The organism is Nitrosospira multiformis (assembly GCF_900110185.1).
Lineage (GTDB): Bacteria > Pseudomonadota > Gammaproteobacteria > Burkholderiales > Nitrosomonadaceae > Nitrosospira > Nitrosospira multiformis_A.
On sequence record NZ_FOCT01000003.1, the window covers coordinates 54,237 to 68,303 of the forward strand.

Sequence of the window (14,067 nt, forward strand, 5' to 3'; positions counted from 1 at the left end):
TAAACTTTGGCAGGGAATGGAGTAAAAGGTTCAGGCAGGCGATTTCATCTTTCGGCCTGAAAAAGATGGCGAAGGATGAAATGTGCTTTCCGATGCGGACAAGCTTGGGGAAAGCAAGTCCGGGAACGGTGAATCCAGCAGCGTTGAGCAAAGCTCAAGCTCCGCCAGATGAGGTCAGGAGCAGTTCAGCCCCTGAAGAGTATATTGAAGAGCGTATTTGTTACGCAGTTTTTCAAAAAACAGACCCTAGACAGCCGAAAACGAGCCGGATATTCAATCCTCCCGCCGTAATTGGGGGAACAGAATGACATCGCGGATACTCGGGCTATCGGTCAGGAGCATGACCAGCCGGTCGATGCCGATACCTTCTCCCGCGGTAGGAGGCAGGCCGTATTCGAGTGCGCGGATGTAGTCGGCGTCGTAGTGCATGGCTTCCGCATCGCCTGCTTCCTTGGCCCTGGCTTGCTCGAGGAAGCGCGCCGCCTGATCCTCCGGATCATTCAGCTCCGAGAATCCGTTTGCAATCTCACGCCCGGCTATATAAAGCTCAAACCGGTCGGTTATTGCCGGATTCCTGTCGTTGCGGCGCGCAAGCGGTGAGACTTCCGCCGGATAATCGACAATGAAAGTAGGGTCGAACAGCAAATGCTCGGTAGTTTCATCAAACAGGGTAAGCTGTAATCCGCCTACGCCGTCCTCGGGTTTATAAGGAATTCCGAGTTCCTGCAATTTGTCGATCAGGAATGCGCGATCGTCGAGCTGCGCCTCGGTATATTCGGGATGAAATTTCCGAATAGCTTCGGTGATGGTGAGCCGCTCGAAGGATTGGGCCAGATCCAGCTCGCGCTCCTGATACGTGAATCTGGTAGCGCCCAGCACCTTTAGCGTTACTTCCCGCAACAGGGCTTCGGTAAGATCCATCAGATATGCATAGTCCCGGTAGGCCTCGTAAAACTCCAGCATCGTGAATTCGGGGTTATGCCGTGTGGAAATCCCTTCGTTCCTGAAGCTGCGGTTTATTTCGAATACTTTTTCCAGTCCGCCTATTACCAGACGCTTGAGATAGAGCTCGGGTGCAATACGCAGATACAACTGCATGTCCAGCGCATTGTGATGCGTGATGAAAGGGCGTGCGGCCGCACCCCCGGGGATAGGGTGCATCATGGGCGTTTCGACTTCCAGATAGCCATGCCCGACCAGAAATTCGCGGATGGCCTGGATGATCCTAGAGCGCGCGATAAACACCTTACGGCTGCTTTCATTCGTGATGAGATCGAGATAGCGCTGCCGGTACTTCTGCTCCTGGTCGGTCAGACCGTGAAATTTTTCCGGCAGCGGTCGCAGCGATTTCGTGAGCAATCTCAGGTTCGTCACCCGTACCGACAATTCCCCGGTGCGGGTTCTGAACAGTGTGCCTTCTGCGCCCAATATGTCGCCAAGATCATAATGCCTGAATGCATCATAAGCGCTGTCGCCTGCTACATCCTTTGCAATGTAAAGCTGGATGCGACCACCCATATCCTGCAGGGTGGCAAAGCTTGCTTTGCCCATGACCCGCTTGAGGACCATGCGGCCAGCCACGCGCACGGGCATCGGTTCTGCCTCCAGCGTTTCGTTGGGATGTTCGCTATACGCGTTATGAAGGTCCGCCGAAAAATGTTCGCGGGGAAAGTCATTGGGAAAGGCATTGCCCGTTGCACGCAGCGCATCCAGTTTTGCTCGCCGCTCCTCGACGAGCCTGATCTCCGCCTGAAACCGATTCGTTTCCTCCGAATCTTTCTCTAAAGCCTCATCCATCTTCGATCGGTCCTCTTATACGCCTTGTTTCAAGCTTGCTTCGATAAAATCATCCAGATCCCCATCGAGGATAGCCTGGGTGTTACCGCTTTCCACCCCCGTCCGCAAGTCCTTGATGCGCGCCTGGTCCAACACGTAGGAGCGGATCTGATGTCCCCAGCCGATATCGGTTTTCGTATCTTCTATCGCCTGCTTTTCCTCATTGCGTTTGCGCAGCTCCGCTTCATAAAGACGCGATTTCAGCATCGCCATCGCATCCGCCCGATTACGATGCTGGGAACGACCGCTCTGACATTGAACGACGATACCGGTAGGGTTATGCGTAATCCGCACCGCCGAGTCAGTCTTGTTGATGTGCTGGCCACCCGCGCCGGAAGCACGAAAGGTATCAACCCGCAGGTCTGCCGGGTTGATATCGATTTCGATGGTTTCATCCACCTCTGGATAGACGAATACGCTTGCAAACGAGGTGTGACGGCGATTGCCGGAATCGAACGGCGATTTGCGCACCAGGCGATGGACGCCGGTTTCGGTTCGAAGGTAGCCATAGGCATATTCACCCGATATTTTGAGGCTCGCGCTCTTGATTCCCGCCACTTCGCCCGGTGATTCTTCCATTACTTCCACTCCGTAGCCGCGGCGCTCGCAATAACGCAAATACATGCGCTCCAACATGGCAGCCCAGTCCTGCGCTTCAGTGCCGCCCGAACCGGACTGGATATCCACGAAGCAGTTATTCGTATCCATGGGATTGGAAAACATACGTCGAAATTCCATGTCCGACACTGCTTTTTCCAAATGACTGATGTCGCGAGCCACGCTTTGAAGAGTGGCGTCGTCATCCTCTTCTTCCGCCATCTCGAACAGCTCCCGCGCATCCTGTAGCTGGCGGGAGATTGTTTCCAGGTTGATGACGACGCTTTCCAAGATTTTTTTTTCGCGCCCCAATTCCTGGGCACGCTTGTTGTCATCCCAGACAGCCGGGTCTTCCGTCAGCCGGTTAAGCTCGGTCAGGCGTGTTTTCTGGGTATCGAAGTCAAAGATACCTCCGTAGTTCTGCTGCCCGGCTATCCAGATCGCCGAGCTGGTAAGTGAGAGCGTTGACGTGTTCTGCTTCCATGAAAAAATGCTTTCAAAGTATGAAGGGAATAAAAGGGAATTATACAGGAAGCAGCGTGCTGCCTCAGGCTGGGAGGCGTATGATTTCCGACTGGACCAGATACAGATGTATTGATGACGGAAGTTTTTGTCGCCCAAAAATCGCTCTGCTAGAGCGTCGTGGTATGCCTATATTAATAACGGGAGTTGGCATCTTCGAGACATGCCCACATAAGAGTGAGTCTGACCGGATAAAAAATGAAATATTCTCGGCAAGTCTTGGCACGTCAAACGAGTGTCATCTCCATCGACGTTTTCGAGGAGACGGACGGCATACCTTTGCGGATCGCTTTACTACGACTATTAAATTCAATCAATCGAAAGGAGGTATGAAATGAGCATCATAAAAATGCCAGGCTTTACCGCGGAAGCATCGGTCTACACCGTGACTAACTATTCCTTAAAAGCCATAAATGATTCGCGAAATAGAGAGACCGTAAATTTGCAGTCATCAGGTGAATCCGAATTTAACCTTTGCACGTGGTATGCGTTCTGTTGCAGGGAATACAAGAATCCGCAGTGCTGCAGAGAAATGCGCTTATGCGCTCTAATGTAATACTGCTAATTCGCTTCCCTTTTATCCTTGATAACCTATTTTTTCATGAATAAACGTCATGGCTGCTTCCTTCTCCAGATTCAAAGAAGGTGCTTCCATCAGCAAAAGGAAAAACTCGATCAGAAAAAGAAAAGGGCTCGTGACACGTGGGGTGATGTGCGACGAGCCCAAATGTAGAAGGAAAATAATGCGTAAAACAAACACGGTACTACTGGCAACTTCAAGGAGAAGTCACAGGCAGAATAATGGATTTTTACCCCTCTGGGAATGTGGCAAATTGTCGCACCATTATCGCAGGGGTTGGGGACGGGAATATTCGGTTTACAGGTTCAGGGAATCTATTCAAGGATTATTGAGGGCGCCTGCGTGAAAACGCAGGTGCTCTCCAATAAATGTGCTGATAAAGAAATAGCTGTGATCGTAGCCTTCACGCATGTTGATTCGCACAGGGTAATTCGCCGTATTACATGCTGCGATAAAACGTTCGATTTTCAGTTGCTCGGCCAGAAACTCATCGGCAGAGCCCTGATCGATCAGCATGGGCAGATACTCCCTTGGACGTGCAGATTCTATAAGCAAAGAGGCGTCATAGTTCCACCAGTTCTTGACGTCATTTCCCAGATAGTGACTGAAAGCCTTTATGCCCCACGGACTGGTGGTGGGATTCACAATAGGTGCAAACGCGGATACTGACCGATATCGCTGCGGATTACGCAAGGCGATCATCAAAGCGCCATGCCCTCCCATCGAATGACCGCTGATCGATCGCCGGTCATCGAGTGGAAAGTGTTTCTCCATCAGGGCCGGCAACTCATCGACGATATAGTCATACATCCGGTAATGCCGGCTCCATGGCTCCTGCGTGGCATTCACGTAGAAACCCGCACCCAGGCCCAAATCGTAGGCATGATCGATTGCTCTCGCCACCTTTTCTCCTCGGGGACTGGTGTCGGGCATGATCAGCGCGATGCCAGATTCTGCTGCCACTCGCTGCGCCCCCGCCTTAATCGTGAAGTTCTCGTCCGTGCAGGTCAAGCCCGACAGCCAATAGACAGCAGGTACCTTTTCACCCTGGTCTGTCGCCGGTGGAAGATAGATGGAAAAATTCATTTCGCAGTTCAGCGATGGCGAAAAGTGTCTGTAGCGTTTTTGCCATCCATCGAACGAACGATGCGATGAGAGAAGTTGCAACTCCTCTGGATTCTGATTCATGGATACAACCCTTTGCGGTTAGCGGTAACCGCGCAGATCATTTGTCGAAATGTATCACCGTGCGGATGGACTTGCCCTCATGCATGAGGTCGAATGCCTTATTGATATTCTCCAATCCCATCGTGTGGGTAATGAAGGTATCGAGCTCGAATTCTCCATCAAGATAGCGCTGTACATAGCCGGGCAGTTCGCTGCGGCCCTTCACTCCCCCAAAAGCGGAGCCGCGCCAGACGCGGCCGGTAACGAGCTGAAAGGGGCGCGTGCAGATTTCTTCTCCCGCCCCGGCAACGCCGATAATCACCGACTCCCCCCAACCCTTATGACAGCATTCCAGCGCCGATCGCATGACCTTTACGTTGCCGATGCATTCGAAGGAAAAATCCACGCCTCCACCGGTCATCTCGATGATCACCTCCTGGATCGGCTTGTCGTGATCTTTGGGATTCACCACGTCAGTAGCGCCCAGTTGGCGCGCAATCTCAAACTTGTCGGAATTGATGTCGATAGCGATGATGCGTCCAGCCTTGGCCATCGCAGAGCCGATTATCACGGCAAGGCCTATGCCACCCAGACCGAATACCGCTACCGTATCGCCTGCCTTTACCTTTGCAGTATGAGTCACTGCACCTAAGCCGGTCGTAACGCCGCAGCCGAGCAGGCAGACCTTTTCCAGCGGCGCTTCCTTACTGATCCTGGCCAATGCAATCTCAGGGATTACCGTATATTCGGAAAAAGTCGAGGTGCCCATGTAATGATAAATGGGTTTTCCATCCTTCGAAAAACGGGTAGTCCCGTCCGGCATCAGTCCCTGTCCCTGAGTTGCTCTTATCGCTTGGCACAGGTTGGTTTTCCCCGATCTGCAGAACTTGCACTCGCGGCATTCGGGGGTATACAACGGAATAACATGATCGCCTACCGCCACGCTGGTTACCCCCTCGCCGATCGCCTCGACGATGCCGCCGCCTTCATGCCCCAGAATAGCTGGAAATTTGCCTTCGGGGTCTTTTCCGGACAAAGTATATGCGTCTGTATGACAGACTCCCGTAGCGACTATGCGCACCAGCACCTCACCTTTCCTTGGCGGCATCAAGTCCACTTCTTCGATCTTCAAAGGCTGGCTTGGCCCCCAAGCCACTGCCGCGCGGGTTTTTATCGTATCCATGTAATGTATGTCCCCTATTTTTGCATGATCTCGCGTTAGTATGCAGGAGGATGCGAGCGACTTACAAATGTGGTACGAGTAAATCAGTATCCATCATTTTCTGATTCCCCTACTCGGAGCGTCGGTTTGCTTTTTCGGTTGACCTGTCCTATGCTGAAATCAGCCGGTTTTGAATATTTTGAATATTCTGCACGCTGGTGATTTGCCTTGTTAACTACTATCAGGAGATCATGATGCGAAGAATATACTTTCTGGTTCCCGACATTTCGACGACCAAACGCATTGTCGATGAGCTGCTTCTATCCCGAATAGAGGAAAAACACATTCATGTGATCGCCAAGCGCGGTACCGAGCTCGAGGATCTGCCCGAGGCCAGCCTGTTGCAGAAGACCGACTTCATTCCCGCGGTGGAAAGGGGACTGGCGGTAGGCGGTACCGCCGGCGCTCTGGCCGGACTGGTTGCGGTCGTTCTGCCGCCGGCTTCCACAGTAATTGCGGGCGGTATCGTGCTGGGAAGCGCGCTTGCAGGAGCAGGTGTCGGCGCCTGGGCGGGAAGCCTGATTGGTGTGAGTACGGCAAGCTCGAGAATCAAGCAGTTTGAACAGGCGATCGAAGCAGGTCAGTTGCTCGTACTGGCTGATGTGCCAAAAGGTCGTGTCGAGGAGATCGAGGCGCGCATAAAAAATCATTTGCCGACTGTAGAGATTGAAGGAACCGAACCGAAACAGCCTGCCTTTCCGTGATCGGGCTGCGTCCCAGCGCTTTAAGATTGCTGCGAGGTGAATGGGAAAGGTAACCTCGCATAACGACGAGGAAGAGTGAGAATCGCATACGCTGCATAGGATCTTATCGGCAGATAATTTGCATTGATCCTCAGCGCGTGAACGGCAAAGGTGAGCACAGGCCGGTTCTCGTACCGACCGGAAGTCGATGGAATCTTGTTGGTCTATTTCCGAATGCCTCCCTTCTGCCCCTGGTTTTTCTGCTGGAAACCACATCCAATTTGCCGTCAAGGTTTTAGTTTGGCTCCTACTGGTTTATCATTCGCCATTCCCCACCGGGATCAAACTGGAGAAAGGCAATGGCTGGCTTGAGTAAAAACACGCCTGTTCCCGTTGAAATCAAGCTACACCGAAAATCACGACTGCTGGAAATCACTTTCAGTGATGGAAAGACGTTCCAGTACACCAGCGAGTTCCTGCGGGTGTATTCGCCATCGGCAGAAGTGCGAGGTCATGGTCCCGGCCAGGAAGTACTGCAGACCGGCAAGAAAGAGGTGAATATCAATCGTATCGATCCGGTAGGCAACTATGCGATTCAACTGACTTTTTCCGATCGCCATAATACCGGGCTTTATTCCTGGGATCTGCTCTACGAGTATGGTCTGCACCAGGATGAAATGTGGCAGCGCTATCTGCGCCGAATGGAAGAAGCGGGAGCCAGTCGGGAACGGCTCAGGTATTTATCGGACTGGAACCGGGAATCAGCAGCAAAAAGCTGAGGCTATCCGGAACCAGGCTTCTTCTCCCTCTACCCTTTATTTAAGTTTGAATATCGATGACGAGAACTACCCATTTCGGCTTTAAGACCGTGTCGGAAACGGAGAAAGCACGCGAGGTGGCAGGTGTATTTGATTCTGTCGCAGAACGTTACAACCTGATGAATGACCTGATGTCAGGGGGCATGCATCGGCTGTGGAAGCGATTTGCTATCGAAACGAGCGGAGTCCGGACAGGTGATCGTGTACTGGATATTGCCGGGGGAACGGCGGATCTGAGCTCCCTCTTCCTTGAGCAGGTGGGGAGCAGGGGAGAGGTCTGGCTGACCGACATCAACAATTCCATGCTGACCATTGGTCGCGACCGCCTGCTGGATGAAGGTACTGCGGTGCCGGTTGCGCAATGCGACGCGGAAAAACTGCCATTCCCTACCAATTACTTCGACTGTGTAAGCGTTGCTTTTGGTCTGAGGAACATGACGCACAAGGATGTTGCGCTGAAAGAAATGCTGCGCGTATTACGTCCCGGGGGCTGCGTTATCGTGCTCGAATTCTCCAGGATATGGAAACCTCTGCAATGGCTCTACGACCTCTACTCGTTCAAAGTACTTCCCGCAATGGGAAGTCTCGTTGCAAATGACCAGGACAGCTACCGATATCTTGCCGAATCCATCCGCGTGCATCCCGGGCAGGAGGAGTTGAAGCAATTGATGCAGAAAGCCGGGTTCGAGCGCGTGGAATATTTCAATCTTGCTGCAAACGCCGTAGCATTGCACCGCGGATATAAGTTTTAGGACCTGTTAGCATTTGTTTCGCGCTCGCGACGTATGTCTGCTATCGAACAGAAACCTTTCCGTAGCTGATAATATTGTTGCTTATTCCGTTTTCACAGGAGGATGGAAAAGAGGCAAAAGAAGTGGTAATCATTATAAATAAGAGCGGAGTGCTCTTCATTTTTCCCTGAATTTTCTCCTGATGCTTCCTTCTTCCTTTATTCGTAGCGAGGAGAGGAAGGTACTAAGCTTCTGAATTGGTGCGATAGGCACCCACTTTAAAAAAGCTTCGGGCAGGCGTTGCTGGAGGTGCTTGTATAGCAGGCAATGTTCCCCTTTTCCCATGGCTTCACACGGAAGTATAAGGAAGATCCGCTCATGTGCGTCGGCGAACTCGGAGTAGATTCGCGACCGATTTTTTTCGAGCCATCATGATGATCGAGGTTCGTCACTCAGTGCTTCTTTTTGGCGAAATACTGATAGACCGGTTCCCCGACCGGGACGTGCTCGGTGGCGCACCTCTTAATGTAGCCTGCCATTTGCGCGCTTTTGGCTGTGCGCCTATTCTCGTAAGTCGAATAGGCCAGGATGCGGAGGGGGCACGGCTGTTGCAGACGATGGAGAGTGCCGGATTGAGTACGCATGGCATACAGCTTGACTCGGTTTATCCTACAGGCGTGGTAGCGGTTCATCTGGGGGCGGAAGGGCATCGATTCAATATTGTCCCTAACCAGGCTTACGATCATATTCATCCACGTCTGGCACGGATGGCAGCGCTTGCGGTGAATCCGAAAATGGTTTATTTCGGAACGTTGGCTCAGCGCGCCGACTCGCATCGCGCTCTGCGTCATATGCTGCGCGCAACCAGCGGCCAACGTTTTTTTGATGTCAATCTGCGCGATCCCTGGATTTATGGCGAACGACTGCACTGGTCACTGCGGCATGCTGATATCGTTAAGGCGAACAACGATGAGCTGGATCGTATCGCTCAACTGATGAATATGGATGAGTCTGGTGCCGAGGCTCAGGCCAGAGCGCTGATTGAGCGATATCAGTTGCGCGGGATGCTCATTACTTGCGGCGGAGCCGGTGCCTGGTGGCTGGAGCGTGGGGGAGAAAAAATATCGATCGTGCCGGACAAGGCAGTGGATGTTGTCGACACGGTGGGAGCGGGTGACGCGTTCTCCGCAGTCTTCATGTTCGGCCTGTTGCGGGGATGGGATATGCCCGTCACCTTGATGCGGGCACAGCAATTTGCCAGTGCGGTTTGCGGAATACGGGGAGCCATTCCCGAACACGGCGATTTTTACGAACCGTTCATCAGACAGTGGTCAGTGGACGGTTAGGAGACGGATGAAAGAGTTATATGTACTGATGCTGAGCCTGCACGGCCTGATTCGGGGAAACGACATGGAGTTGGGGTGCGATGCGGATACCGGCGGCCAAGTGCTGTATGTAGTGGAGTTGGCGCGAGCAATCGCGCGTCAGCCGCAGGTGGGCAAAGTGGATCTGCTCACGCGAAGGATAGAAGATCCTTCGGTTTCCCCGGATTATGCCCGTCTTGAGGAAGCGCTGGGCAACAATGCGCGCATTATCCGCCTTCAGTGCGGTCCCCGTCGCTATCTGCGCAAGGAAAGCCTTTGGCCCTACCTGGATCAGTTGGTGGATCGCGCGCTGCTTTTTCTCCGCGGGCAGAAGCGCTTGCCGGATGTTATCCACAGTCATTATGCCGACGCCGGTTATGTCGGCATGCAGCTTTCCCAACTATTGGGCATCCCTCAGATTCATACCGGACACTCATTGGGACGCAGCAAGCAACAACGCCTGCTGGCACAAGGCCGGAAGCCACAGGCACTGGAGCGCCAATTCAGCTTTTACCGGCGAATAGCTACAGAGGAAGCGGTATTGCAACATGCTAGCCTGGTCATAACCAGCACGCCTCAGGAAAGCGTCGAGCAATACGGGTTATACGCCAACTATCACCCGGAACGCGCGGTTGTCATTCCGCCGGGGACTGATATATCGCGTTTTTCTCCTCCCAATCGTCAAAAACCAGTGGAAGCGGAGACTGCGGGTCTCATTGATCGCTTTCTCACCCACCCGCGCAAGCCCCTGGTATTGACTATTTGCCGTCCCGAAATTCGAAAAAATCTGGGGGCGCTGGTCGCCGCCTTCGGCAGTTCGCCCAAACTACATGAACACGCCAATCTCGCCATCGTGGCGGGCAACCGGGATGACATCCGTCAACTGGATGCTGCCCAGAACGAAGTGATGACCGATCTGCTGCTGGATATCGACCGCTACGATTTATGGGGCAAGGTGGCCCTACCCAAACACCACAAGCCTTCCGACATCGCCGGTTTCTACCGGCTCGCAGCCCAGCGGCGCGGCGTGTTCATCAATCCGGCGCTTACCGAACCCTTCGGCCTTACACTGATCGAAGCTGCCGCCAGCGGACTTCCCATTGTCGCGACAGAAGATGGAGGGCCGCGCGATATCGTGGCGAACTGCAAAAATGGGATACTGGTAAATCCATCGGACACCGGCGCGATTGCCGGGGCGATCGAGTATGCGCTTGCTGATCCTATGCGTTGGCGGCGCTGGGCGCGAAACGGCATTTCAGGTGTGAAAAACCACTACACGTGGGAGGCGCATGTCAGGAAATATCTGCATGTTCTGTCGCGTCTGTTGCATCACGAGCGTAAGCGCATCCGCCGAAACCTAGCGATATATCAAAGGCAGCCGCGCCCGCTGCCCTTGATATCGCATATGCTCATCACGGATATAGACAATACGCTGCTTGGCGACCGTGCTGCCCTGCGTCGCCTTCTCGCTATCCTGCGAGCGACGCCACCCAACCTGGGCTTTGGCGTCGCCACTGGCCGCACGCTGGAAAGCGCCGTGAAAATATTGAAGGAATGGGGCGTACCCTTGCCCGATGTGCTGATTACCGCAGTGGGCAGCGAAATCTACTATGGTCCCGAGCTTCGTCCGGATATCGGGTGGCAAAACCTGATCAAGTATCTATGGCGCCGGGATGCCATTGAAAACGTATTGCGGAGAGTGCCGGGACTCACGTTGCAGGCGGCCGAAAACCAGCGCGAATTCAAGCTCAGCTACAACGTGGATCCGGAAAAAATGCCGCCAGTAGCCAAAATCCGCACATTGTTGCGCGAGCAGAATCTGTCAGCACACCTGATCTACTCGCGAGGGACTTATCTCGACGTGTTGCCACTGAGGGCGTCCAAAGGGCGGGCAATACGTTATCTTGCCTACAAGTGGGGACTGCCGCTACGCGCATTTCTGGTCGCGGGGGATTCCGGCAATGATCATGAAATGCTGATCGGTGACACCCTTGGCGTTATAGTCGCCAACCATAGTCCCGAACTCGCAAGCCTGAAAGGGAATGAGCAAATCTATTTTGCCCGGTCCGCATATGCCGACGGCATTGCAGAGGGTATGGCGCATTATGAATTTGGTACTTCCATCATGGAGACTGCAAATGCTGCACAAATTTGAAGCCTGGGCTGCTGATCATCGTGGTGATATGTATACGCTTCTGCGCAGGTGGTTCGAACTGGAAAGGCCACTTTTGCTTCATTCCGATCTGGGAGCGGTTTTTGATGCGTTGAGCGCGGATCATGCGTCTCTGCTTGCTGATTCACAGATACGAGAGGTCGTAGACACTTTGCAGGAAGCGGTGTGCCGCCCGCCAATAGTTTATATGGCGGGCCGCGAGGACGCGGGGTGCTGGTGGTACGCACGCCTGCATCTGGATCGGCTAATCCCCGAGTCTGTCACCGTGTCGGAATATCTCGCTTTCAAGGAACTGCTGGTAAATCCGGAGGGGGCGAATGAGCCCGTGCTGGAAATTGATTTTGCACCTTTTAATCGCGCTTCTCCAAAGCTCAAGGAAATCCGGTCTATAGGGCAGGGGGTGATTTTCCTCAACAAGCAACTTGCCGGGGGGCTGTTTGGGCAACTGGGGTTGGGGTCGGACAAGCTGCTGCATTTCCTGACAGTACATTCCATGGACGGGAAGCAGTTGATGTTAGGCGGCAATTTCACCGATGTGCCCGCCCTGCGTTCCGGACTGCGCAGGGCTCTGAGCATGCTTGAGAAGTATCCCGACGATACCGAGTGGAAGGATGTTGCCGAGCCCCTCGGGGGTATCGGTTTTGCACCCGGCTGGGGAAATTGCGTGGGCCGTGTGAGCGAGACGATGAGTTTGCTGGTGGATATTCTGGAAGCCCCCTCTCCCCAGATCCTGGAGAGCTTCCTCGCCCGCATTCCGATGATCTCGAAACTGCTCATTCTGTCTCCCCATGGCTATTTTGGTCAGGATAACGTGTTGGGATTGCCGGATACAGGCGGGCAAGTGGTATACATCCTCGATCAGGTGCGGGCTCTGGAACGGGAAATGAGCGAGCGCCTGATATTGCAGGGAATAGATGCGTCGCCAAAAATCCTGATTGGTACGCGCCTCATTCCCGACGCGGGTGATACACTCTGCCACCAACCTCTGGAAAAAATCCACGGTACCCAGAATTCATGGATCGTGCGAGTGCCATTTCGAAAAGCGAGCGGTGAAATCGTTCGCCATTGGATTTCCCGGTTCGAGATATGGCCATACCTGGAAAATTTTGCGCATGACATTGAACGCGAAGCTCTGGCTCAACTCAGCGGTAGTCCCGACCTGATCATAGGCAACTATTCCGATGGAAATCTTGTCGCCTCGCTGATTTCCAAACGGATTGGTGTAACTCAGTGCAATATTGCGCATGCACTGGAGCAGAGCAAGTACCTGCACTCGGCGTTGTATTGGCGGGAGAACGAAGCTCAGTATCACTTCAACTGCCAATATACCGCCGATCTCATCGCGATGAACAGTGCTGATTTCATCATCACCAGCACCTTTCAGGAAATTGCCGGTACCGAGCAGACGGTAGGCCAATATGAAACGTACCAGAACTATACGATGCCCGGCCTATACCGCGTGGTGAACGGCATTGATCTTTTCGATCCCAAGTTCAATATCGTTTCGCCGGGTGCGGATGCAGAAGTCTATTTTTCTTATCTCGATCGCGAGCGGCGCCTGGACGCCCTGATTCCGGACATCGAGCGTCTTTTATATGGGGATGATCCGGGCGTGCCCTGCCGGGGCTACTTCGCAGATCCTGCGAAACCTTTGATTTTTACAATGGCGCGCCTGGACACGGTGAAGAATCTTACCGGCCTTGCCGCATGGTTCGGGCAGTGTGAGTCCTTATCGGCTGCCGCCAACCTTCTGGTAATCGGGGGGCATATCGATCCAGCAGCCTCCAGTGATGGCGAGGAGCGTGCCGAGATCGAGCACATGCATGCCCTCATGAACGAGTACAAACTGGAGGGACGCATGCGCTGGCTTGGCACCCGGCTGGAAAAGAATCTTGCCGGTGAGCTGTACCGGCACGTGGCGGACGGTCGTGGCATTTTTGTTCAGCCGGCGCGATTCGAGGCATTCGGGCTGACCATTATCGAGGCCATGGCCTCCGGCCTGCCTGTATTCGCCACCTGCTATGGTGGCCCGCGTGAAATCATTCAACATGGGGTTTCGGGCTATCATTTCGATCCCAATAATGGATTGGCGGGAGCTTCCGCCATGGCCGATTTTTTTGAACGAGCGGCGGCCGATCCAGGTTTTTGGGACAAGATTTCGCAGAGAGCCTTGCAAAGGGTGGAAGCGCGCTATACCTGGCGCCTCTATGCCGAAAGAATGATGACGCTATCGCGTATTTACGGTTTCTGGAAGTTCGTCAGTAAACTGGAGCACGAAGAAACCGCGCGTTACCTCAACATGTTCTATCACTTGCAGTTTCGGCCCATGGCACAGGCGCTTCCCCAATAAAAGGCGGTCATGCTGTCGTTTTTA

10 protein-coding genes are annotated in these 14,067 nt (G+C 53.5%); 6 read left to right on the forward strand and 4 right to left on the reverse strand.

The genetic code is table 11. The annotated features are described in order from the left end of the window. Positions 1 to 273: 273 nt before the first annotated feature. The 4 genes from lysS to BMY01_RS04350 form a co-directional block, all read right to left on the reverse strand. Entirely contained in the window at positions 274 to 1,797 is a 1,524-nt protein-coding gene (gene lysS / locus BMY01_RS04330; RefSeq protein ID WP_074744670.1) for a lysine--tRNA ligase, read from the reverse strand. Between the two features lie 15 nt (positions 1,798 to 1,812). Then, a protein-coding gene (gene prfB / locus BMY01_RS04335) for a peptide chain release factor 2 (protein ID WP_139176710.1) occupies positions 1,813 to 2,917 on the reverse strand; the annotation gives its coding sequence in 2 pieces (ribosomal slippage) (positions 1,813 to 2,835 and positions 2,837 to 2,917; 1,104 coding nt in all). Between the two features lie 936 nt (positions 2,918 to 3,853). Beyond that, positions 3,854 to 4,723, reverse strand: coding sequence for an S-formylglutathione hydrolase (gene fghA, locus BMY01_RS04345; protein WP_074744674.1), 870 nt, complete (start codon positions 4,721 to 4,723; stop codon positions 3,854 to 3,856). 37 nt (positions 4,724 to 4,760) lie between these two features. Beyond that, a complete protein-coding gene (locus tag BMY01_RS04350; protein ID WP_074744676.1) occupies positions 4,761 to 5,885 on the reverse strand; it encodes an S-(hydroxymethyl)glutathione dehydrogenase/class III alcohol dehydrogenase in 1,125 nt (374 codons plus the stop codon). Between the two features lie 233 nt (positions 5,886 to 6,118). Between BMY01_RS04350 and BMY01_RS04355 the strand changes: the two genes are divergently transcribed. The 6 genes from BMY01_RS04355 to BMY01_RS04380 all read left to right on the forward strand — a co-directional run bounded on the left by BMY01_RS04355 (position 6,119) and on the right by BMY01_RS04380 (position 14,043). Further along, on the forward strand, positions 6,119 to 6,628 hold the full coding sequence (locus BMY01_RS04355; RefSeq protein ID WP_074744678.1) for a DUF1269 domain-containing protein: 510 nt from the start codon (positions 6,119 to 6,121) through the stop codon (positions 6,626 to 6,628). A gap of 338 nt (positions 6,629 to 6,966) precedes the next feature. Continuing rightward, positions 6,967 to 7,386, forward strand: coding sequence for a gamma-butyrobetaine hydroxylase family protein (locus BMY01_RS04360; RefSeq protein WP_074744680.1), 420 nt, complete (start codon positions 6,967 to 6,969; stop codon positions 7,384 to 7,386). Between the two features lie 56 nt (positions 7,387 to 7,442). Beyond that, positions 7,443 to 8,177, forward strand: coding sequence for a bifunctional demethylmenaquinone methyltransferase/2-methoxy-6-polyprenyl-1,4-benzoquinol methylase UbiE (gene ubiE, locus BMY01_RS04365; protein WP_074744682.1), 735 nt, complete (start codon positions 7,443 to 7,445; stop codon positions 8,175 to 8,177). Between the two features lie 410 nt (positions 8,178 to 8,587). Further along, positions 8,588 to 9,502 carry a carbohydrate kinase family protein gene (locus BMY01_RS04370; protein ID WP_254772602.1) on the forward strand — a complete coding sequence of 305 codons (915 nt, stop codon included), beginning with the start codon at positions 8,588 to 8,590 and terminating at the stop codon, positions 9,500 to 9,502. Between the two features lie 7 nt (positions 9,503 to 9,509). Then, positions 9,510 to 11,675: an HAD-IIB family hydrolase gene (locus BMY01_RS04375; RefSeq protein WP_074744684.1), complete on the forward strand. Its 2,166-nt coding sequence runs from the start codon at positions 9,510 to 9,512 to the stop codon at positions 11,673 to 11,675. Next, positions 11,659 to 14,043, forward strand: a complete 2,385-nt coding sequence (locus BMY01_RS04380; protein ID WP_074744686.1) for a sucrose synthase — start codon at positions 11,659 to 11,661, stop codon at positions 14,041 to 14,043. Before BMY01_RS04375 ends, BMY01_RS04380 begins: the two co-directional genes overlap by 17 nt. Positions 14,044 to 14,067: the final 24 nt, after the last annotated feature.